The 21442-nt window shown below is 73.5% G+C and carries 17 protein-coding genes; 12 read left to right on the top strand and 5 right to left on the bottom strand.

Features of this window, described 5'->3' with window-relative positions; translation table 11 throughout:
- Positions 1-31: 31 nt before the first annotated feature.
- The 3 genes from ASC82_RS05110 (at position 32) to ASC82_RS05100 (ending at position 2809) form a co-directional block, all read left to right on the top strand.
- Positions 32-529 (top strand): Lrp/AsnC family transcriptional regulator, encoded by a 498-nt coding sequence (locus tag ASC82_RS05110; protein WP_056642158.1) that lies wholly within the window; start codon positions 32-34, stop codon positions 527-529.
- Between the two features lie 49 nt (positions 530-578).
- Complete coding sequence (locus tag ASC82_RS05105) at positions 579-2282, top strand: DUF885 domain-containing protein (RefSeq protein ID WP_199862468.1); 1704 nt, start codon at positions 579-581, stop codon at positions 2280-2282.
- Positions 2283-2359: 77 nt separating this feature from the next.
- Positions 2360-2809, top strand: a complete 450-nt coding sequence (locus tag ASC82_RS05100; protein WP_056642151.1) for an Lrp/AsnC family transcriptional regulator — start codon at positions 2360-2362, stop codon at positions 2807-2809.
- On the opposite strand, the gene ASC82_RS05095 is transcribed toward ASC82_RS05100, so the two are convergent.
- The 3 genes from ASC82_RS05095 to argJ all read right to left on the bottom strand — a co-directional run bounded on the left by ASC82_RS05095 (position 2799) and on the right by argJ (position 8361).
- A complete protein-coding gene (locus tag ASC82_RS05095; protein WP_056642148.1) occupies positions 2799-5870 on the bottom strand; it encodes an SMC family ATPase in 3072 nt (1023 codons plus the stop codon). The genes ASC82_RS05100 and ASC82_RS05095 overlap by 11 nt on opposite strands.
- A complete protein-coding gene (locus ASC82_RS05090; RefSeq protein WP_056642145.1) occupies positions 5867-7036 on the bottom strand; it encodes an exonuclease SbcCD subunit D in 1170 nt (389 codons plus the stop codon). Before ASC82_RS05090 ends, ASC82_RS05095 begins: the two co-directional genes overlap by 4 nt.
- Before the next feature lie 179 nt (positions 7037-7215).
- The gene (gene argJ / locus ASC82_RS05085) at positions 7216-8361 is read right to left on the bottom strand and encodes a bifunctional glutamate N-acetyltransferase/amino-acid acetyltransferase ArgJ (protein ID WP_056642143.1); all 1146 of its coding nucleotides are present in this window, start codon (positions 8359-8361) and stop codon (positions 7216-7218) included.
- A gap of 489 nt (positions 8362-8850) precedes the next feature.
- Here argJ and ASC82_RS05080 point away from each other — a divergent pair, with 489 nt between their 5' ends.
- From ASC82_RS05080 to ASC82_RS05050, 7 genes are all read left to right on the top strand, one after another.
- On the top strand, positions 8851-9642 hold the full coding sequence (locus ASC82_RS05080; RefSeq protein WP_347336069.1) for an enoyl-CoA hydratase/isomerase family protein: 792 nt from the start codon (positions 8851-8853) through the stop codon (positions 9640-9642).
- Positions 9643-9703: 61 nt separating this feature from the next.
- Entirely contained in the window at positions 9704-11131 is a 1428-nt protein-coding gene (locus ASC82_RS05075) for an asparagine synthase-related protein (RefSeq protein ID WP_157863439.1), read from the top strand.
- A 22-nt stretch (positions 11132-11153) separates the two neighbouring features.
- Complete coding sequence (locus tag ASC82_RS05070; protein WP_056642133.1) at positions 11154-11987, top strand: TauD/TfdA family dioxygenase; 834 nt, start codon at positions 11154-11156, stop codon at positions 11985-11987.
- Positions 11988-12037: 50 nt separating this feature from the next.
- Positions 12038-13012 (top strand): sulfotransferase, encoded by a 975-nt coding sequence (locus tag ASC82_RS05065; protein WP_056642130.1) that lies wholly within the window; start codon positions 12038-12040, stop codon positions 13010-13012.
- 4 nt (positions 13013-13016) lie between these two features.
- Positions 13017-13907: an ABC transporter permease gene (locus tag ASC82_RS05060; RefSeq protein WP_056642127.1), complete on the top strand. Its 891-nt coding sequence runs from the start codon at positions 13017-13019 to the stop codon at positions 13905-13907.
- Positions 13908-13909: 2 nt separating this feature from the next.
- Positions 13910-14875, top strand: coding sequence for an ABC transporter ATP-binding protein (locus ASC82_RS05055; RefSeq protein ID WP_056642124.1), 966 nt, complete (start codon positions 13910-13912; stop codon positions 14873-14875).
- Between the two features lie 442 nt (positions 14876-15317).
- Entirely contained in the window at positions 15318-15977 is a 660-nt protein-coding gene (locus ASC82_RS05050) for a pentapeptide repeat-containing protein (protein ID WP_056642121.1), read from the top strand.
- 63 nt (positions 15978-16040) lie between these two features.
- Here ASC82_RS05050 and ASC82_RS05045 read toward each other — a convergent pair whose 3' ends face one another.
- Together ASC82_RS05045 and ASC82_RS05040 are read right to left on the bottom strand one after the other, a co-directional pair.
- The gene (locus ASC82_RS05045; protein WP_056642118.1) at positions 16041-16667 is read right to left on the bottom strand and encodes a YigZ family protein; all 627 of its coding nucleotides are present in this window, start codon (positions 16665-16667) and stop codon (positions 16041-16043) included.
- A 9-nt stretch (positions 16668-16676) separates the two neighbouring features.
- Entirely contained in the window at positions 16677-18140 is a 1464-nt protein-coding gene (locus ASC82_RS05040) for a PucR family transcriptional regulator (RefSeq protein ID WP_242427555.1), read from the bottom strand.
- 187 nt (positions 18141-18327) lie between these two features.
- Between ASC82_RS05040 and ASC82_RS05035 the strand changes: the two genes are divergently transcribed.
- Positions 18328-19812: a long-chain fatty acid--CoA ligase gene (locus ASC82_RS05035; RefSeq protein ID WP_056642113.1), complete on the top strand. Its 1485-nt coding sequence runs from the start codon at positions 18328-18330 to the stop codon at positions 19810-19812.
- Between the two features lie 98 nt (positions 19813-19910).
- On the top strand, positions 19911-21434 hold the full coding sequence (locus ASC82_RS05030; RefSeq protein WP_079039053.1) for a carboxylesterase family protein: 1524 nt from the start codon (positions 19911-19913) through the stop codon (positions 21432-21434).
- The last annotated feature ends 8 nt before the right edge of the window (positions 21435-21442 follow it).

Genomic DNA, 21442 nt, shown 5'->3' with positions numbered 1-21442 from the left:
TAGCGGGAGAAAGCCGTGCTACGTTCGGCCGATGGCTGAATCTGTCGTACTGGACGCGGTCGATCTGCACATTCTTCGCCTCCTGCAGAACGACGCCCGGACCACCTACCGCGAACTCGCCGCCGAGGTGGGGGTGGCGCCCTCGACCTGCCTGGACCGAGTGGCCCGGCTTCGCCGCACGGGCGTGATCCTCGGTCACCAGCTACGACTGGATCCGGCCAAACTCGGCCGTGGGCTGGAAGCCCTTCTCCTCGTGCAGGTCCGCCCCCACCGGCGGGAACTGATCGGTCCGTTCGTCGACCGGATCCGGGCCCTGCCCGAGTCCCGGGCGCTCTTCCATCTGACGGGCCCCGACGACTACTTGGTCCACGTGGCCGTGGCGGACCCCACCGACCTGCAACGACTCGTGCTCGACGAGTTCACGTCCCGCCGCGAGGTGGCCCGGGTCGAGACGCGGCTGATCTTCCAGCAGTGGGAGTGCGGCCCGCTCCTGCCGCCCGCGACGGGCCCTAGCATGTCGGCCGACTGAGATCGAGCGAGGGTGACGGGGGCCCGCGGGAGACGCCAGGATGGCCCCCATGCCAGAGACTTCCAGCAGCCCGCTGCCCCGCCAGGTCGCCGACGCCCACGTCGACGCACTCATCGCCCTCGACCCGATCACCGGTACGTACCTGGGAGTCAAGCAGAGCGCCGGCCGGCTGCCCGACTTCTCGCCCGCCGGGCAGAAGGCCGTGGCCGACCTCGCCCGGCGCACGCTCGCCGCCCTCGACGCGGCGGAGCGCGTCCCGGGCGCCGAGGGCGACGCGGAGCAGCGGTGCGCCCGGCTGCTGCGGGAACGCCTCACGGCCGAACTCGCCGTGCACGAGGCCGACGAGGGCCTCTGCGCGGTCAGCAACATGCGGTCGCCCGCCCACAGCGTGCGCATCGTCTTCACGATGATGCCGACGGAGACCGCGGAGGACTGGACGGCGGTCGCCACCCGGCTGCGGGCCGTCCCCGCCGCGCTGGAGGGCTACCGCTCCGCACTCGCGCTCGGCCTGGAGCGCAAGCTCTTCGCCGGCCCGCGCCCCACCGCGACCTTCGTCGGCCAGCTCACCGAGTGGGCGGGCGGGGAGAGCGGACGGCCGGGCTGGTTCGAGGAGTTCGCCGCGGCCTGTCCCGACACGCTGTCCGAGGAGCTCAGGGCCGAGCTCGCGGCTGCCTCCCGGGGCGCCACCGGTGCGGTGGTGGCGCTGCGGGACTGGATGCGGGACGTGTACGCCCCGACCGTCGCGGACGCGCCGAACACCGTGGGCCGTGAGCGCTACCAGCGCTGGACCCGCTACTTCAACGGCACCGACCTGGACCTCGACCAGGCGTACGCGTACGGCTGGTCCGAGTACCACCGGCTCCTCGGGGAGATGCGGACCGAGGCCGAGCGGATCCTGCCCGGCGCGGGCCCCTGGGAGGCGCTCGCCCACCTCGACGAGCACGGCACGCACGTCGAGGGCGTGGAGGAGGTACGGGTCTGGCTCCAGGGGCTGATGGACGAGGCCATCGAGGCGCTCGACGGCACCCACTTCGAACTCGCCGACCGCGTACGGCGGGTGGAGTCCCGGATCGCCCCGCCCGGCGGCGCCGCCGCGCCGTACTACACCGGTCCGTCCGAGGACTTCTCGCGCCCCGGCCGCACCTGGCTGCCGGTGGACGGCACGACCCGCTTCCCGGTGTACGACATGGTGTCGACCTGGTACCACGAGGGCGTGCCGGGCCATCACCTCCAGATCGCGCAGTGGGTGCACGTCGCCGACCGGCTCTCCCGCTACCAGGCGACCATCGGCAAGGTGAGCGCCAACATGGAGGGCTGGGCGCTCTACGCGGAGCGGCTGATGGACGAGCTCGGCTTCCTGCCCGACGCGGAGCGGCGGCTCGGCTACCTCGACGGCCAGATGATGCGCGCGTGCCGGGTGATCGTGGACATCGGCATGCACCTGGGCCTGGAGATCCCGGCGGACTCGCCCTTCCGGCCGGGCGAGCGGTGGACCCCGGAGCTCGCGCAGGAGTTCTTCCAGCTGCACAGCAGCCGCCCGCCGGCCTTCGTGGAGAGCGAGATGACCCGCTACCTCTCGATGCCGGGCCAGGCGATCGGCTACAAGCTGGGCGAGCGGGCCTGGCTGCTCGGCCGCGCCAACGCGCGGGCCGCGCACGGCGACGCGTTCGACGCGAAGGCCTGGCACATGGCGGCCCTCTCCCAAGGTCCGCTGGGCCTGGACGACCTGGTCGACGCGCTGTCGCGGCTCTAGGGCAGAACACCTCCACAGCGCGAGAATCCCCGGCCGCTCGGTTGATCGGCCGGGGATTCCCCTGCTATCTCTGCGGTATGACCACCGACTACACTCCGGACGCCACCGATTGGCGCATTCTCGAAGCCCTCCAGTCCGAGGGCCGGGCGAGCTTCGCCGAGCTGGCGCGCGCCGTGTCGATGTCGCCGTCCGCGGTGACCGAGCGGGTGCGGCGCCTGGAGGAGGCCGGGGTGATCGCCGGGTACACCGCGATCGTCGACCAGGACCGGCTCGGGCTGCCCATCCTCGCCTTCGTACGGCTGCGCTACCCGCACGGCAACTACAAGCCGTTCCACGACCTCCTCGCCGCCACGCCGGAGGTCCTGGAGGCCCACCACGTGACGGGCGACGACTGCTTCGTCCTCAAGGTCGCGGCCCGCTCCATGAGGCACCTGGAGGAGATCACCGGGAAGATCTCCACGCTCGGCTCGGTGACGACGAGCGTCGTCTACTCCTCGCCGCTCCCCCGGCGCTCCATCAGCCGCTGAGCGCGTCCCCGCCGGTGCGCAGCCGCACCGCGGAGCCGTGCCGCGCCTTGACGACCTCCAGCTGGGCCGGGATGCGGCGGCGCAGGTCGCCGACGTGGCTGACGATGCCGACGCTGCGGTCGCGCTCGCGCAGCGAGTCGAGGACGTCGAGGACCTCGTCGAGCGTCTGCTCGTCGAGGCTGCCGAAGCCCTCGTCGATGAAGAGGGTGTCGAGCCGGACGCCGCCCGCCTCGTCGGTGACGACGTCGGCGAGGCCGAGGGCGAGGGCGAGGGAGGCGAAGAAGGTCTCGCCGCCGGAGAGCGTCGCGGTGTCGCGTTCGTTGCCCGTCCAGGCGTCGACCACGTGCAGCCCGAGGCCGGCCCGCTTGCCGCCGGAGCGCGCGTCGGAGTGGACGAGGGTGTAGCGGCCGGAGGACATGCGCTGGAGGCGGGCGGTCGCGGCGGCGGCGACCTGTTCGAGGCGGGCGGCCAGGACGTACGACTCCAGGCGCATCCGGCGCTCGTTCTCGGCGGAAGTGCCGGCGGTGAGCGCGGCGAGCCGGGCCACCCGGTCGTACTCCTCGCGGAGCGGTCCGAGACGGCGGACCTCGGTGCCGGCCTGCCGGGAGAGGCCGGTGAGGCCGGTCTCCCGCTCGCGGGCGGCCGCCAGGTCGGACGCTGCCTGCCGGAGCCCGCGGTCCGCCGCCGTGTGGGCGGCCGCCGCGGCCTCCGGGTCGGCGGGCGGAAGGGCTGCGGCAGCGGCGGTGCCGGGCTCGGCGAGCCGGTCCGCGACGGCCGCCGCCTCGGCCTGCCAGACGTCGACGTGCTGCTGGAGGGCGCGGCGCTCGGCCTCGCCGACGAGGGCGTCGCGGGCCTCGGCGGGGGTGGTGAAGCCCGCGCGGTAGGCGGCGTCGGCGAGCCGGTCGTCGGCCTCCTTGAGCCGCTGGGCGGCCTGTTCGGCGGAGCGTACGGTCGCGGCGGCCTCGACCAGGACGGCGATCTGCCGTTCCAGGCGCGTGGCGTGCTCGGCCACGCTGCCGAACGCGCCGCGCCCGCGCACGAGTTCCTCGTCGAGCGTCGCCTGCTCCCCGTCGAGTGCCTCGCGGCGCGAGGTGCGCGCGGCGACCCGCCGCTCGGCCTCGCGCTGCGCGCCGACCCGCTCCTCGTACTCCCGCTCGGCCCGCGCGAGCGCCTCGCGGGCGTGGTGCGTCTGTCCGGCGAGCGCGTGCGCCTCGCCGTGCAGCCTGGCCAACTCCTCGACCTCGCGGGCGAGTTCGTCGACCGTGGGGTCGGATCCGGGAGCGGATGCGGACCCGTCGGCGGGGTCGGATCCGTCGGCGGCGGACAGGACGTCCGCGCGGGCCGTGGACCAGGCCTCCCGGGTCACGGCCAGCTCGCGTTCGACGGCGGTGCGGGACTCGTCGGCGCGGGTGTAGGCCGCGTAGGCGGCGTCCTCGGTGGCGCGGTCGACGTGGTCGGCGGCGGTGCGGGCGGGCGCCGGGTGGGCGGTGGAGCCGCAGACCTGGCAGGCGTCGCCGTCGGTGAGGGTGGCGGCCAGTTCGGCGGCGATGCCCTGCAGGCGCCGGGACTTGACGTCGAGCCAGGCCTCGTGGGCCGTGTTCCGGTGCTCGCGGGCCTCCGTGAGCCGGGCCTCCGCGGCCGCCGTGTCCCGCTCCAGGGCGTCGCGGCGGCGGGCCGCGGCGAGGCGGCGGCGGGCGGGCTCCAGGCGGCCTGCGAGGTGCTCGGCCCGGGCCGCGGCGTCCGTCGTGGCCTCGACGCGTTCGGCGAGGGCGGTCCTGCGGGGTTCCCAGTCGGCGAGCCAGCCGGCCGCGTCCTGGAGGGCGTCCTCGTCGGCCCGGGCCTCGCGCGCGAGTGCGGCGCGCTCCTCGGCGAGCGCGGCGGCGCGCTGCTCGGCGCGGCGGGCCGAGCCGAGCCCGCCGAGCTCCCCGCGCAGCCGGTGTTCGAGGGCAGACAGGTGCTCGGCGCCCTGGTCCGCGAGGTCGGGGGGAAGGTGGGCGCGGGAGCGTTCGCGGGCCGCCCGGGCGGTGGCGTGCTCGCGCTCGGCGTCCTGGCGCAGCCCGAGGGCGGGCGCGACGCGCTCGGCCTTGAGGGACCGGTCGAGGGCGGCCTGGTGGCGGTCGCGCTCGGGGGCGCGGGCGGTGAGCTGCTCGCGTCGCCGGAGGGCGTCGGCGTGCCGGGCCTGGCGGTCGGCGAGCTCCTTCTCGGCGTCGAGGGCGGCGCGCGCGGCGGCCTGTCCGTGTTCGGCCGCGGCGAACCGTACGCCGGCGATGTCGAGGGCCTCGCGGGCCTCGGTGCGGGCGACGGCGGCCCAGGTCAGGACGGACTCGGCGAGGCCGGGGTCGCCGGGGCGCCCCTCGACGGGCGTGCGGGCGGCGTCGAGGCCGCCGGCGGCCTGCGTCATGCGGTGGGCGAGGGTGAGGAGCCGCTCGTCCCCTTCCCGTACCTGCTGCTCGGCGGCGCGCCGGAGGTCGGCGAGGCGTTCCTCGACGGCAGCGAAGCGGCGGGTGTCGAAGAGCCGGCCGAGGAGCTTGCCCCGGGCCTCGGCGTCGGCGCGCAGAAACTTCGCGAAGTCGCCCTGCGGGAGGAGGACGACCTGGCAGAACTGCTCGCGGCTCATGCCGACGAGCTGGGTGATCTCCTCGCCGATCTCCTGGTGGGAGCGGCTGAGTCCGGCCCACTCGCCGGTGGCGGGGTCGTACTCGCGCAGCCAGGTCTGGGCCTTCTCGGTGGTGAAGCCGGGGGTGCCGCGCTTCTTGGGCCGCTGCTGGGCGGGGCGGCGGGTGATCTCCAGGCGCCGCTCCCCCACGGTCAGCTCGAGGAGGACCTCGGTGTACGTGCCGACGGGGGCGTGGTCGGAGCGCAGGGAGGCGCCGGGGCTCTGGCGGACGCCGGGCACGCTTCCGTACAGGGCGAAGCAGACGGCGTCGAGGACGGAGGTCTTCCCGGCGCCGGTCGGCCCGTGGAGGAGGAAGAGTCCGGCGGAGGAGAGGGTGTCGAAGTCGACGGTCTGCGTGGTGCCGAAGGGCCCGAACGCGGTGATCTCCAGGCGGTGCAGCCTCACCGGCCCACCTCGCGCTCGGCCGCGTCGACGCGTACGTCGTCGAAGGCGCCGTACAGCACGGCACGCTCGGGTCCGTCGAGCCCGGTGCCGCCGCGGACGTGGGCCACGAAGTCCTCCGCGATCTGCTGGTCGCTGCGGTCCCGGAGCCGCTGGGCGTAGGAGGCGCCGGGGTCGTCGTCGGTCCGCTCGGGGTCGAAGACGAGGTTCAGGGTGTGCGGGAAGCGCTCGGTGAGCCGGGCCATGGGGTCGGCGGGGCGTACAGGGTCGGTGAGGGTGGCCTCGACCCAGGACTGTTCGTGGGGCGCGAGCGCGGGGTCGGCGAGGAGGTCGTCGAGCCGTCCCCGGATCCGGGCGAGGGGCCGCGGGACGGGGCAGTCGAGGCGCTCGGCGGTGGCGACGGCGCCGTCCGCGTCGAGGTCGACGAGCCACATCGTCTTGCGGTGGTCGGCCTCGGAGAAGGAGTAGGCGAGCGGGGAGCCGGAGTAGCGCACCCGTGGGGTGAGGGTCTGGCTGCCGTGGAGATGGCCGAGGGCGACGTAGTCGACGCCGTCGAAGACGCCGGCGGGGACGGCGGCGACGCCGCCGACGGTGATGTCCCTCTCACTGTCGCTGGGAGCGCCGCCCGCCACGAAGGCGTGGGCGAGGACGACGGAGCGGGTGCCGGCGGGCCGGCCCGCGAGGTCGGCGCGGACCCGGTCCATGGCCGCGGCGAGGACGGCCTCGTGGCCGCCCTTCGCGGCGCCGAGCTGTTCGCGCACGAGGGCGGGTTCGAGGTACGGCAGGCCGTAGAGGGCGACATCGCCGTGGGCGTCGGTGAGGACGACGGGGGTGCCGATGCCGGCCGGGTCGGTACGGAGGTGGATGCCCGCCCGCTCGATGAGCCCGGCGCCGACGCCGAGGCGGCGGGCCGAGTCGTGGTTGCCGGAGATCATGACGGTCGGCACCCCGGCCTCGGCGAGGCGGTGGAGGGCCGTGTCGAAGAGCTCGACGGCGGGCAGCGGCGGCACGGCCCGGTCGTAGACGTCTCCGGCGACGAGCACGGCGTCCACGCGGTGCTCGTGCACGGTCGCCACGAGGTGATCGAGGAACGTGGCCTGGGCCTCGAGGAGCCCGACGCGGTGGAAGGACCGGCCGAGGTGCCAGTCCGAGGTGTGCAGAATTCTCAAGATCCGGCTCCGACCTGCACTTTTACCGCTCCTCCACCTCCGAACCCGGCACGGAACCAGCACGGGCGCCGCGGTCGGTACCCACCACGCTAGCGGCAGCCGGCACCTCATCCCTCACGGACCTCAGTCTGCCACCGGCGTCCGGGGTCAGGTGACCACGGAGTCGGACCGACGGGCCTTCAGGTGGTGTAGTCGGCGTTGATCCGGACGTAGCCGTCGCTCAGGTCGCAGCCCCAGACCTTGGCCCGTGCGGTGCCGGTGGCCAGCGAGACGTGGATGAGCACCTCGTCGGCGGCCATGATCCCGGTCAGCCGTTCCAGGTCCGGCGCGGCCTCGGGGTAGACCACCAGATCGCCGAAGCGGATCACCACCCGGTCCGGGTCGATGTCGGTGTCGTCCTTGCACTTGCCGACGGCCATCGCGACCCGGCCCCAGTTCGGGTCGGACCCGTGCACGGCGGTCTTCACCAGCGGCGAGTTGACGATCGCCTTGGCGACCCGGCGTGCCTGGGCCTCGTCCCGCGCCTCGTCGACCACCACCTCGATCAGTGTGGTGGCACCCTCACCGTCCCGGGCCACCTGCCTGGTCAAGTCCTCCGCGACCGAGTAGAGCGCCTCCTCGAAGGCGCCGAGGTCCACCGCACCGGCCTGCCCGTTGGCCAGGATGACGGCCGTGTCACTGGTGGAGGTGTCGGTGTCGACGCTCACGCAGTTGAAGGTCCGGTCCATCACCCGGCGGAAGAGGGCGTCGAGGTCGGCGGCCGGAATGCGGGCGTCGGTGAAGTAGTAGGTGAGCAGCGTCGCCATGTCGGGCTCGATCATCCCGACGCCCTTGGCGATCCCGACGAGCACGGCCGGGCCGATCCGGGTGCGCACCAGCTTGGCGTGCGTGTCGGTGGTCATGATCGCCTCGGCCACCGCCTGGAAGTCGGGCGCCTCGGTGGCCACCACTCCCGGCACGCGCGTGCGGATCAGCTCCATCGGGTAGGGGCGGCCGATCACGCCGGTCGAGCCGATCAGCACCTCCTGCGGTGCGCAGCCGACCAGGTCGGCGGCCAGCCGGGCCACCTCCTCGGCGTCCCGCCGCCCGCGTTCGCCGTTGGCCACGTTGGCGTTCTTCGAGACCGTGACGACCGTGCGCGCCGCGCCGCCGGCCACGTGCTCGCGGCTGAGCAGCACGCTCGGCCCGGCGAACCGGGACTGGGTGAACACCGCCGCGGCCGTGCACGGGTGCTCCGACGCCACCACCGAGAAGTCCTTGGAATCGTCCTTGACGCCGAGGTTCGCGACGAAGGTGCGGAATCCGACGGGGTTCAGCTCTGACACGGGAATTCTCCGATTCGATGCACCCGTAAAGCGCTCCCTGCGAGCTCCGGCATGGTAGCAGCATGATCACGGAACGGTCCCGGCCCGAGATCCCCCGCGCCGCCGGTCTCACATTATGAGAACCCGCCGAATGTGTGACGGTACGCCGAGACGCCCGACCGGACGGCCCCACTGCCGCGACGACCAGCGGAAACGTCGACGAACCGATCGCGCGTGGCGCTTCGGCCGCATTGCTCGAACGTGTCGGGAATATTGCCGCGTGTTTCGGGATCGGCGACTCCGTTGTTCGAGACCTGTCCCGGCTGACATGATCATCGGGCCAGTTCGACGGCGAAGCCAAAAGCCGCTCGTCGGCGAGATCACGAGTGGCGCGAATTCACCTCCCACTCCTTTGACCCGGCTCCGGCACGGCTGAAATCCGGCCCACCTCCCGGCCGCCACCGCTCACGGCCGCTGGCGACGTTCCACGTTCCTGACGCACGACAACCGATGGGGGAAACAATGGCAACCAGTGATGCTCCGGAACAGTCGCCGTTCGCGGTTTCGCGGGTCGGGGATGTCGCGCAGGTGACCTTCGCCGGCGGGAAGAGCACCAATTCGATGAGCCGTCCGCGAATGCGCGAGCTGTCGCGCATCCTCCGCGACCTGGATTCCGACGACGCGGTCAATTCGATCGTTCTCTACGGCGGGCCGGAAAGGTCCTTCGCCTCCGGCGGGGATTTCAACGAGGTCATCGAATTCACCGGTGGTTCGGAGGTCGACGACTGGATCGACGACATCGCCGACCTCTTCGTCTCGTGTCTCGGCGTGAATAAACCGCTGGTCGCCGCGATCGACGGATACGCGATCGGCCTGGGCCTGGAGATCGCCCTGACTGCGGACTTCCGCATCGCCTCGGACAAGGCGAAGCTCCGCATGCCGGAATTCCCGCTCGGCACCGCGTGCAACTTCGGCGGCTACATGCTGGAGCGGGTGGTCGGCCGGTCGGTCATGCAGCGGATGCTGATGACCGGCGACTTCTGGGACGCCGCCACCGCCGAGCACGACGGTCTGGTGCACCGGGTCACACCCGAGGCCGACCTGGAGGCCGACGCCCTCGCGCACGCCGTGCGGTTCGCGGGGTACAACCCCGCCGCGTTCCGCGGCACCAAGGCGTTCCTCAACCGCGAGTACGTCAACGGCATCCGGCAGCTCAAGGAGGAGGCCAAGGCCTCCCACCGAGCCGGGTTCGCCTCCGGCCGCCCGCAGGAGATCATGGCGACGGTGATCGGCCGTGGGTGATCCGGGTGATCCCCGCACTCCCGTCCACCCCGTCCCGACGCCGGCGGCGGACCCGGGTGCGATGCCCACGGGCTCGTGGGTGGTCGTCTCCAACGCCCCGATCAGCAGCCTGAACGGTCTCGCCGCCTCGATCCGCCTGGGCGGACTCCACGTCTACCACCGGAACGCGACCGGGCTCGACGGACCGGCGCTCGGCCTCGACCTCGACGTCCGCAGCGTGACCGCCACCCCCGCCGACGACCTCCTGTACTCGGCTCCGTCCACCCGTCCGACCTTCATCAGGTTGGAGGAGGACGCGGCGACCGTCGTCACCTCGATGTTGAACGAGGATCAGGTGTACTACGCCGCGGAGCGCGTCACCGGCCGCTTCGCGTACTTCACCGACCTCTTCCTGTCGGCCCTCGTACTGCCCGCTCTGGGTCTGGCCGTCGACCTCGGCCCGACACCGCGCCGTACGGTCGGGAACGAGACCCTGGTCCCCGGAGTGGAGCGGCTGGGCTACGGCCTTGTCCACGAATCGCGGCACACCAGGCGGGGCTGGATCACGAAGGAGGTCCGCTCCGCCGACCTCCTCGGGCGCTACCACCGACCCACCCGGCACAGCCCGTTGGCGGCCGGGCGCCACCAGTTGGAGGCACTGGCGTCGGCGGTCGACAGCTCGCTCGGCGACTCCACCTCCTGCGCCACGCTGCTCTCCGGCGGCATCGACTCCGGCACGGTCACCATGCTGGCCGCCCGGCGCGGCCGGGCCGTGACGGCGTACAGCGTCGGGACGCCCTGGGGGGACGAGTTCGCGGACGCGGCCCAGCTGTGCCGGCACGTCGGCGCCGAGCTGCGTCGACTGCGCTTCGACGAGGACGACTTCGTACTCAGCCTGCCCGACGCCGTCCGGTGGCTGGGGGTCGTCTCGGCGGAGACCGTCGAAGTCGCGCTGACCATGGTCACGGTGCAGCGGCTCCGTGCGGTGCCCGAGGACCTCCCGCTGCTCACCGGCTACGGAAGCGACCTCATCAACGCCGGAGTGCACGGCGTGGACGCCACCGAAGCCGAGATCACCGCAGGCGTCGTGCGGAGCGTCCACGACACCCGGTTCTCCAACGAGCTCAACGGCCGGGCCGAGCTGGCGTACCGCCGGAAGGTCCACCATCCGTTCTGGCACTGGCCGGTGATGAAGGCGGCTCTGGAGACGGCGGCTTCCTGCAAGGTCCGGGACGGGCGCGAGAAGTACCACCTGCGGACCGCGATGCAGGAGCACGTGCCGTACGAGGTGGCGTGGCGGCGAAAGGTCGCCGTGCACCACGGAGGAGGCCTCCAGGGCGGGCTCGCCCGGCGCATCACCCGGGACATCGGGGAACGCCCGCGGGAGGCCCTCTACTTCGAGCACTTCCGTGCCCTCATGGACGAGACCGGCCGCGGTGGGTTGGACCGTCTGGACCCCGTCCGGATCCACGACTCCGCGCTCAAGGCCCTCTCCGACAACCGCCATTGACCCATCGCCAAGGAGTTCCCTCGTGCCCACACCTCCCAGCGCCCGCCCAGCCGGACGGCCCCTGACCGGCTCCGGCCTCGGCCGGACCGTGGAAGCCGCCTCGCTCCAGGACGTTCCGGCGGTCGCGGCGGCGGTCCGCAGCGCCGCGCTCGGATCCGGTCTCGCCCTGGTCCGCGATCTGCGGCTGACCGAGCAGGACTTCCGCACCCTGGTCCACCACCTCGGCCACACGGTCGACAACCACTACCGCAGCGGCGGTTCCGACCTCCTCCGCCTCCAGGGCAGGATCGATCCGGGCGCCGTGATCAACGGCCGGGGCGCGCTCCCCCTCCACACGGACGGACTGCTGCTCGGACAGCAGGTCGACCTGATCGTGCTGTACGCCGCCGACGTCCAGGGCCCCGACGCGACGGACGGGACCGTGGTCTGCGACCAGCTCTCGGCCTGGCGTGACCTGCCCGAAGACCTGCGGACCGTCCTGGAGGCCCGGGAGTTCCAGTACCGGGGCAGGGACTCCTCCCACTTCCCCGACGACGTGCAGGACGGGTGGGTCACGGTCCCGGTCCACCGCGACTACGGCCGGATCCGCTCGCTCAACATCACCCTGCCGTTCGCGGACGACGCCGAAGCCGGCTGGGAGGTGCGCGTGAACGGGCTCGACGAGCCCGCCACCGAGGCGTTCTTCGCGGACCTGGGGAGGTGGCTGCACGCGCCGGAGTACTGCTACACGCACCACTGGCGCACCGGCGACCTGCTCGTCATCGACAACCAGCAGACCCTGCACGGCCGCACCGCCCTCGCGGACGCCCGCACCAGGGTGCTCTTCCGCGGCCAGGTCGTGCTGCAGCCCTCCTGAGCGAGCCGCACCGCCGACCGGCCCGCATTCGACTCACCCCAGGGATCGCCATGACCTCACACACCCCTGCCGGCCCACCGGACACCCCCGCCGCCCCGGCCCGGGGCACGCCGTCCCCCGCGATGGGTGCGCTGCTCATCGGCAGCCCCCGGTCCGGGACCACGCTGCTGCGGAGACTGATCGACGCCCACCCCCGGGTCTTCTGCCCGCCCGAGCTCAACCTGGTCTCCTCCACCGCCCGGATGCTGCGGGACCAGCACCTCGCCCAGGGCCTTCCGGTAGGGCTGCTGAGCAGCTTCCGGTGCGCCGGCTACCCCGAACACCTCGTACTGGACCGCCTGCGCGGCGTGGTGGCGGAGGTGTACTCCGACCTCGCACGGTCCGCGGGCAAGTCGGTGTGGGTCGACAAGGACGTGTTCAGCGGACTGTTCGTCCCGGAGTTGGAGCTGCTCTTCGCGGGCACGGCGCGCTACGTCTGGCTGGTCCGCCATCCTCTCGACGTGGTGGTCTCGATGGCGGAGCTGTTCGCCCGCCAGGGCGCCTACCCCCACGAGTTCCACGGCTACCTGACCAGGCACCCCGTCGTGGTCGAGGCGTGCGCGCACGCCTGGGTGGACATCAACCGCGCCATGGCCGAGCTCGCCGCCCGGGCGGGTGACCGCGTCCTGCGGATCACCTACGAGGACCTCGTCACCGGCCCGGATCCGGTCCTGGCCGAGGTCACCCGCTTCCTCGGCGTCCCCGAAGCACCGGACCTCGCCACCGCGGCGCTGGCCAACCGCGAGAACTTCGGGAAGGGCGACTGGAAGACCTGGTCGAAGGACTCCATCGACACGGCAGCCCTCGGCCGCTGGCGCACGCTCCAGCCCGACACCCTCGCCCGACTCGTGGCCATCACCGGCGACACCATGCGCGAACTCGGCTACGAGGTACCCGGGTCGCCGCACCACCCGGACGGCACCGCGGACCTCCGAAGTGCCGATCGGGACCGGCAGGCGCTCCAGCGCGTCCTGATGGGCGGGTGAGCCGGTGTCCCCGCTCGCCCTGTCACACGGCACCGCGGGAGGCGGTGGCACGGCGGGAGGCGGTGGCACGGCGGGAGGCAGCGGCACGGCGGGAGGCGGTGGCACCGCCGGCCGCGCGTTCTCCGCACTGCTCGCCCGCGACCTCCGCGTCATCCGCCGCTCTTTCGGCATGTTCGTGGTCCAGGCGGTCATGCAGCCCTTCTCCTTCGCCTTCATCTTCGCCTACGTGATCCCGGCGACCTCCGGAGCGGCCCTGACGGCGACGGGCCCCCGCTACGCCACCACGCTCGCGCCGGGCCTGCTGGCGGTCTGCGTGACCATCCAGGCGGTGACGGCGACGATCACACCGCTCATCGCGGAGTTCGGACCGGGCCGTGAGATCGAGGACCGCCTGCTCGCGCCGCTCCGGACCACCACGCTCGGCCTCCAGAAGATCACCTCGTCGACCGTGCAGGCGATGCTGGCGGGGCTGATCGTCCTCCCGGTGACCCTGCTGGTCCACGCCCCCGGCCAGGCACCCGAGTTGACGTTCGACAACTGGGCGCTGTTCCTGCTCGTCCTCACCGGCGCCGCCCTGTTCGGCTCCTCGCTGGGCCTGCTGCTCGGCACCCTGATCGAGATCCAGCAGGCCAACCTGCTGTTCGCCACCGTCCGGGTGCCGCTGGCGATGCTCGGCTGCGCCTACTTCAGCTGGGAGTCCCTGGACGGGACGCCGTGGCTGCAGGTGCTCACGCTGATCGACCCGGTGACCTACATGAGCGAGGCGCTGCGCGCGGTCCTGACCCCGGACGTGGCCCACCTGCCCCTGGCGGTCAGCCTGCCGGTCCTGCTGACGGGCACGGCCGTGCTGGGCCTGTGCGGCCTGCTCCGCTTCCGGCGCCGGGCGGTGCTCTGACCGTGGGCGACTCACCTTTCGCGATCAGGGCGGTGGGGCTCCGCAAGACCTACCGCACGGCCACCGGCGAGGTCCACGCCGTCTCCGGAGTCGACCTCACGGTGGAACGGGGCCGGTTCTTCGGACTCCTCGGCCCCAACGGAGCCGGCAAGTCCACCACCATCGGCATGCTGACCACCCGCGTCCGGCCGACCGCCGGCACCGCGCGGGTGGCCGGCGCCGACGTCCTCCGCGAACCGGTCGAGGTGAAGCGCCGGATCGGCGTCGTGTCCCAGGCCAACACGCTGGACCGCGGACTCTCGGTCCACGAGAACCTGGAGTTCCGCGGCCGCTTCTTCGGGTTGCGGGCCGCCGCCGCCCGGGCCCGCGCCACCGAGCTGCTCACCACCTTCGACCTGGCCGGACGGGCACGCGCCCACCCCTCCGAGCTGTCCGGGGGCCAGGCGCAGCGCGTGATGATCGCCAGGGCCCTGATGCACGGGCCCGACGTGCTCTTCCTCGACGAGCCCACGACCGGAATCGACCCGCAGAGCCGGCTCAGGCTCTGGGAGGTCCTGCGGGACCTCCACGCGAGCGGTCGCACCGTGCTCCTGACGACACATCACCTGGAGGAGGCCGAGGCGCTCTGCGAACGGCTCGCCATCGTCGACGGCGGGACCGTCCTGGCCACCGGGACGGTCGAGGAACTCGGACGCGGCATCGGTGCGGGCACGGAAGTGGTCTGCAGCTACGACGGCGACGCCGCACCCGTCGTCGCCACCCTCCTCACCGCACGGTCCGACCTACGCCTGGCCTCGTCCGACGGCCGCCGGCTCCGGGTGCGGGCGGCAAGCCCCGAAGCCCTCGTCGGCACCCTGGTCGAAGCCGGCGCCGCGCACGGACTCACGGTCCTCGACCTGACCACCCGGCGCACGAGCCTGGAGGACGTCTTCCTCGAACTGACCGGACGGGCCTATCGAGGTCAGTGACGGAAGGGTTCGACGACCTCGAGCTTGTCCAGGACGGGCCGAGGGCGCGATCTTCCTGGCGGGACAATCGGGCCTGAGGCGCACAATGAATCTCAGGGAAGCCCGGGGCCGACCGGCGCTCGACGCCCGGACCATCACCCTGGTGAGCCAACCAGCTTGCGGAGCAGGCTCGTTGGCTCCGTCGAGGAGGTGCCGGACGGGGCCGCCGCGCTCCCTGGGGACGGCGGGGGTCCTCACACCACAGCGCCGATTCATCCTTTATGCCGCATTTGGGCACTTGTGGAGCCCGTGACCGCGCGGTCCGGTGCGGCGGTTCCCGCCTTCGGCGCGATTAGGCGGAATCCTCGGGACCGGGTCAGCATGAAGACATCCCCCTGCACCTCGGGCGGCCCCTGACCGGGTCGCCTCAGGGGTGACCTGTAGCCGCCCCGGAAGGACCCTGATGCGCGTACCCGCCCCCCGCGACCTGCCCGCCCTGCCCTACGCGCATCGCCTCGAACCGTTCACCGGGGACCTGGACCGGGAGGAGGTCTACGAGTGGCTCCACCTCGACGACCGCACGTTCGACGACGTCGACGGCGGCATGGCGCGCTTCAGCGAGTCGGCCCTGTCCTCGGTGACCTTCACCGGCGGCCGGTTCCGGCGCGCGCGCTTCGACACCGTATGGATGCACAACATCCGCACCGTGGGCAGTGACCTCGCGGAAACCACCTGGCTGGACACCGAATGCCTCTCCAGCCTCCTGGCCGGCACCCAGCTCCACGGGACCCAGATGCGCCGTGCCGTCTTCCACCACTGCAAGTTCGACTCGGTCAACCTGCGCGCGGCTCAGCTGGCGAACGTCACCTTCGTCGACTGCCTGCTGCGCGACGTCGACTTCGCGGGCGCGACCCTGAACGGCGTCTCCTTCCCGGGAACGACGCTCGACGGAGTCGACCTCACCAAGGCCACCCTCACCCGCGTCGACCTGAGCGAGGCGACCGCACTGGGCATCACGTCCGGCGTGGCGGCCCTCAAGGGCGCCACCATCAGTGCTCCCCAGCTGCTCGACCTCGCCCCCGCCCTGGCCCAGCACATCGGCCTCACCGTCAAGGACGCCTGACCCCACGGGTTTCCGGGGGCCGGTGCCGCTCAGGGGCGGGTGCCGCTCAGGGGCCCGTGCCGCTCAGGCGTCGCCGTACGCCTCTCCGCCGAGTTCGAACCCGGCCGTGCCCGCCGTGGTGTCGGCGAGCCAGGCCCGGAAGTCGGGGACGTCCGCGTCCGGGAGGCCGATCTCGATCGTGACGGCCTCGGCGTACCGGACGTCCCGGACGGCGCGGCCGGTCGCCCGCAGGTCGTTCTCCAGCTTCCCGGCCCGCTGGTGGTCGACGGTGACGGTCGCGAGCCGGAAGCGCTGCCGGGTCACCGTGCCGAGCTCGTCCAGCGCCTCGCCGACGACTCCGCCGTACGCGCGGATCAGACCGCCCGCGCCCAGCTTCACGCCGCCGTAGTAGCGGGTGACGACGGCGGCGACGTAACGCATCTCGCGGCGCAGGAGCATCTGGAGCATCGGGACGCCCGCCGTGCCGCCCGGCTCGCCGTCGTCGCTCGCCTTCTGGACGGAGGCGTCGGCGCCGAGGACGTACGCGAAACAGTTGTGCGTGGCGGTGGGGTGCTCCTTGCGGATGCGCGCGACGAACTCCTGCGCCTCCCGCTCGTCGGCGACGGGTGCGAGCGCGCAGAGGAAGCGCGAGCGGTTGATCTCGGTCTCGTGCACACCCTCGTGGGCCAGCGTGCGGTACTGCTCCTGCATCCCGCCAGCCTACGTTCCCTCCGCCTCGTACTCCCCGGCGGCCGGTTCGGGGGCGTCCGCCAGGCCCGCGTACGGCAGCGCGCGCAGCGCGAGGGCCCAGCCGAGGCGGGCCTCGCCGGACTCGCTGGAGCGGCCGGTGAGCTCGGCGATGCGGCCGATGCGGTTGAGGACGGTGTTGCGGTGGCAGTAGAGCAGCTCGGCGGCCCGGGCGGCCGAGCAGCCGTGGTCCAGCCAGACCCGGAGGGTGGTCAGGAGCGCGGCCCGCTCGCCGCCGGTCGCGAGCACGGGTCCGAGGTGGACGGTGACGATCCGCTCCGCGATGTCGGTGCGCCCGCCGAGGAGCACCTGCGCGAGCCGGTCGTCGAAGGCGGCGGCCTCCCCGCTGCCCGCCGGGAGGGTACGGAGGGTCTGCTCGGCGAGCCGCAGGGCGCGGCCCGCGTGGGAGAGCCGCTCGAACTCCGGGGAGATCCCGGCGGTCGCGCCGGTGAGGTCCCGCAGGACGTCGAGGAGGGCGCGCGCGGCCGGGTCGGCGGAGCCCCGGGGGCCCGCGGAGGGGCGGCCGGGGGGCGTGTCGCGGCGGGGCAGCCGGACGATCCCGGCGTAGCGGCCGGAGCGGGGCCGCCAGAACGACCACATGCCCTGGGCCTCCAGGACGGGCGCCGGGTGCGGCGGGGCGGCCGGGTCCTGGGCGGCGACCACGACGACGTACCGGTCGTGGGCGGGGACGCCGAGCGCGGCGGCCGCGGCCGCGGCGACGGCGGGGTCGTCGGCGCGGCCGTCGAGCAGCGCCTCGAAGAGGGCGACGCGCCGGGTGTCCTGGCGGCTCTGGAGCTCCAGCTGGGCGAGCCGGTACTCGTCGGCCATCGCGACGGAGTAGCGGTCGATGGTCTCCCAGACGCCGCCGGCCATGTCGAGCTCGACGTCCCTGCTGTCGGACTCGCGGCCGGCCCGGGCCCTGAGGTGCTCGGCCATGACCTGCCAGAGGACCCGGCCGCCGCGCCGGTAGGCCTGGAGGACGGTGTCGAGGGGGACGCCCTGCTCGGCGCGGCGGCGGCCGGTCTGGCGGGCCGCCCGCTCGAAGTCGCCGCCGGTCGGGGCGAGGCCGCCGAAGTCCTCCAGGGCGCGCAGGAGGTTGTCGCGGCAGATCTCCCAGAGGTCGTCGCGGGTGACGGGGGCGTCGGAGGCGTACGTACCGGAGTGGGCGCGGATGTCGTCGACGGCCCGGTCGGTGAGGCGGTCGACGTCGGCGAGCATCGCCGTGGAGAGCGCGCGCCGGAGCGCCCCGGAACCGGCCTCGGACCCGAGGGGCGTGTGGGCTCCGCCGGAGCGCGGGGAGCCGGGGTGCGGGGCGGTGGAGCGCGGGGAGCCGGAGTGCGGGGCGGCGGAACCTGCTGCGCCCGGTCGGACGGCCGCCGGCCGGACGTCGCCAGGTCGCGTGGCTCCGGGGCGAGGGGTGGCCGGGCTGTGCGTCATGGCTCGCACCGTAGCCCCCGGATTTGGCGAATGCCACGGGTCGCGCGCGGCGGCGGGGCCGCTGCCCACCCCCGTACGGCACATGGTGGGCACCTGCACATGGCATCCGGGCGGTGCGGCGGCGGATTCTGTGCCGTGTCACCCGATCGTTTACGGCGCTGTTCACTCCGCGCCTCTGGAGCGTGTCATGTCACTGAGCGTCGCCGGTGTCCTCGGCGAGTCGGCCCGTCACTTCCCCGACCGGATCGCGGTCGTCGAGGGCGCGGCCCGGCTCACCTACAGCGAGCTGTGGGCGGAGGCCCTGCGCTGCGGCGCCGGGCTGCGGGAGGCGGGCCTGAAGCCGGGCGACCGGCTGGCCGTGCTGCTGCCGAACACGACGGAGTTCCTGCGCGTGTACTACGGCGCGCTCGCGGCCGGCGTGACCGTCGTGCCGGTGCACGCGCTGCTCGTCGCCGACGAGGTGCGGTACGTCCTGGAGCACAGCGGCGCGGCCGGCATCGTGAGCGGCGGGCCGCTGTGGGAGGTGGCCGAGGAGGCCGCCAGGGCGGCCGGGGTGCGCGCCTTCCAGGGAGCGCCCTCGGCGGCCGCACCGCTCGCCGCGAGCGAGCCGGCCGACCCCGGGGACGTCGCCGTGATCCTCTACACGAGCGGGACGACGGGCCGCCCCAAGGGGGCGCTGCTGACCCACCTGAACATCGTCATGAACGCCTCGGTCGCCGCGCAGGACCTCCTCGGCCTCGGCGAGGGCGACGTCGTCCTCGGCTGTCTGCCGCTCTTCCACAGCTACGGCCAGACCTGCGCGATGAACGGGACGCTGCGCCGGGGCGCGACGCTCGTGCTCATGCCCCGGTTCAGCGGCCCGGCGGCCCTGGAGGTGCTCGCCGACGAGGGCGTGACGGTCTTCATGGGGGTGCCGACGATGTACCACGCGCTGGTGGAGGCCGCGGCGGTCTCCGACCGGCGCCCGGCGGCCCTGCGCGTCGCCGTCTCGGGCGGCGCCGCCCTGCCGGTCGCCGTCCTGGAGCGCTTCGAGGAGACCTTCCGTACGCAGGTCCTGGAGGGGTACGGCCTGACGGAGACGTCCCCGATCGCCACCTTCAACCAGCCGCACCTGGGCCGCAGGCCGGGGACGGTCGGGCACCCGGTGTGGGGCGTGGACGTGGGGATCGCGGACGCCGCCGTGGAGGGGGAGGTGCTGCTGCTCGCGGACGGCGAGGTCGGCGAGGTCGTGGTGCGCGGGCACAACATCTTCGCGGGCTACCTCGACGACGCGGAGGCGACGGCGGCGGCGGTCGTGGACGGCTGGTTCCGTACGGGCGACCTGGGCGTCCTGGACGAGGGCGGCTTCCTGCGGATCGTGGACCGGAAGAAGGACCTGGTCATCCGGGGCGGCTTCAACATCTATCCGCGCGAGGTCGAGGAGGTGCTCGTGCGTCATCCCGCGGTCTCGGAGGTCGCGGTGATCGGCGTCCCCGACGAGGCGAAGGGCGAGGAGGTGTGCGCGGTGGTGGTGCGCCGGGCGGGCGCCCCGCTCTCCGAGGACGAGCTCGTGGAGTGGTCGCGGGAGCGCCTCGGCCGCCACAAGTACCCCCGGATCGTGCGTTTCGTCGAGGCTCTGCCGCTCGGCCCCACCGGCAAGGTCCTCAAGCGCGCGCTGGTGGCGCACCCTTAGGGCGTACCCCGTCCCGGTCGGCGTGGCGCGTCCGGACGGCACGCTGACCCATGATCCGGACGGTGTGGTCACCGTCGACCCGAGGAAGGGCTGAATCGATGGCGGAGAACGCTGCGGACGTGTCGGAGCGGGTCCAGGACGGGCCCGAGGTCCGTACGCGGGGCGGGGCGCTGCGCGGCAGCCTGAAGGACGGCGTGGTGGCCTTCCTCGGCGTGCCCTACGCGCAGGCCCCGGTCGGCGCGCTGCGCTTCCGCGCGCCGGAGCCGGCCGTGCCCTGGGCCGGGGTGCGGGAGGCCATGGCCTTCGGGCCGACGGCGCCGAAGCGCCCGTACTCCCCGCCGCTCGACGCGCTGCTCCCCGACCCGGACGTCGAGGGCGACGACTGCCTCAACCTCAACGTGTGGGCGCCGTGGGGTCCTTCGGGACCTGCGGTACCGGAGGACGGAAACGCCGAGGACCGGGGCGGGCGGCCGGTGATGGTCTGGATCCACGGCGGGTCGCTGATCCACGGCTCCTCGGCCGTCCCCGTCTACGACGGCACCGCCTTCGCCCGGGACGGGGTGGTCCTCGTCTCGGTCAACTACCGGCTCGGCGTCGAGGGCTTCGGGGTCTTCCCCGACGCGCCCGCCAATCTCGGGCTGCGCGACCAGATCGCCGCGCTGGCCTGGGTGCGGGAGAACGCCGCGGCGTTCGGCGGGGACCCGGAACGGGTGACCGTCTTCGGCGAGTCGGCCGGCGCGATCTCGATATCCGCCCTGCTGGCCTCGCCGCTCGCGAAGGGCCTGTTCCGGCGGGCCGTGGTGCAGAGCGGCGCGCCCATCGCCCAGCCGCTCGCCACGGCCCGCCGGACCACCGAAGCGGTGGCCGCGCGGCTCAAGGTGCCGGCGACGGCGGAGGCGTTCGCGCGCGTGGACCGGGAGCGGCTGCTCGCGGCGCAGACCGCGGTGACGGGCAAGGGCTCGCCGCTGAGCGGCGGGCACTCCTTCCAGATCGTCGTGGACGGCGAGGTCCTGCCGCGCGATCCGGCCGAGGCGCTCGCGGACGGCGCCTCGGCGGAGGTGGATCTGCTGATGGGCACGACCACCGAGGAGTACCGGCTGTGGTTCGTGCCGAGCGGCGTCACCGACCGGGTGGGGCCGTGGGTGCAGCGGCTGCTGCTCCGGAAGGCGAAGGTGCCGTCCCGGACGGCCAGGGTGTACCGCGCGGGCAGGCCCCAGGAGAAGCCGGGCGAGGTGCTGGGGGCGCTCGCCACGGACAAGCTGCTGCGGATCCCGCTGAACGCGCTCGCGGACGCCCGGCTGCGCGCGGGCGCGTCCGCAGGGACGTACCTCTACGAGTTCGGCTGGCGCTCCCCCGTCCTGGACCTCGGCGCCTGCCACGCGCTCGAACTGGGCTTCGTCTTCGACACGCTCGACCTGCCGGAGACCCAGGCGCTGACCGGGCCGGAGGCTCCCCAGGAGCTGGCGACGGCGATGCACGCCGCCTGGGTGGCCTTCGCCGCGACGGGCGAGCCGGGCTGGCGTCCGTGGGACCCGGCGCGTCCGGTGATGACGTTCGGTCCGGGCCTTCCGTCCCTGGTCGAGGCGCCGCGCGAGGCGGAGCGGCGCGCCTGGGAAGTCTGAGCTCCCCG

The sequence above is a fragment of the Streptomyces sp. Root431 genome (assembly GCF_001426585.1).
GTDB lineage: Bacteria > Actinomycetota > Actinomycetes > Streptomycetales > Streptomycetaceae > Streptomyces > Streptomyces stackebrandtii.
Note: the sequence above shows the minus strand (reverse complement) of the source record. Positions and strands in the feature narration are given on the sequence as shown.

What these genes read in the sequence shown, in the direction of transcription:
- ASC82_RS05105 (WP_199862468.1), top strand. Translation starts at nt 579, where the DNA reads ATGCCAGAGACTTCCAGCAGCCCGCTGCCCCGCCAGGTCGCCGACGCC.
- ASC82_RS05065 (WP_056642130.1), top strand. Translation starts at nt 12,038, where the DNA reads ATGACCTCACACACCCCTGCCGGCCCACCGGACACCCCCGCCGCCCCG.
- ASC82_RS05040 (WP_242427555.1), bottom strand. Translation starts at nt 18,140, where the DNA reads ATGACGCACAGCCCGGCCACCCCTCGCCCCGGAGCCACGCGACCTGGC.
- ASC82_RS05035 (WP_056642113.1), top strand. Translation starts at nt 18,328, where the DNA reads ATGTCACTGAGCGTCGCCGGTGTCCTCGGCGAGTCGGCCCGTCACTTC.
- ASC82_RS05045 (WP_056642118.1), bottom strand. Translation starts at nt 16,667, where the DNA reads ATGCAGGAGCAGTACCGCACGCTGGCCCACGAGGGTGTGCACGAGACC.
- ASC82_RS05110 (WP_056642158.1), top strand. Translation starts at nt 32, where the DNA reads ATGGCTGAATCTGTCGTACTGGACGCGGTCGATCTGCACATTCTTCGC.
- ASC82_RS05100 (WP_056642151.1), top strand. Translation starts at nt 2,360, where the DNA reads ATGACCACCGACTACACTCCGGACGCCACCGATTGGCGCATTCTCGAA.
- ASC82_RS05075 (WP_157863439.1), top strand. Translation starts at nt 9,704, where the DNA reads ATGCCCACGGGCTCGTGGGTGGTCGTCTCCAACGCCCCGATCAGCAGC.
- ASC82_RS05050 (WP_056642121.1), top strand. Translation starts at nt 15,318, where the DNA reads ATGCGCGTACCCGCCCCCCGCGACCTGCCCGCCCTGCCCTACGCGCAT.
- ASC82_RS05030 (WP_079039053.1), top strand. Translation starts at nt 19,911, where the DNA reads ATGGCGGAGAACGCTGCGGACGTGTCGGAGCGGGTCCAGGACGGGCCC.
- ASC82_RS05080 (WP_347336069.1), top strand. Translation starts at nt 8,851, where the DNA reads ATGGGGGAAACAATGGCAACCAGTGATGCTCCGGAACAGTCGCCGTTC.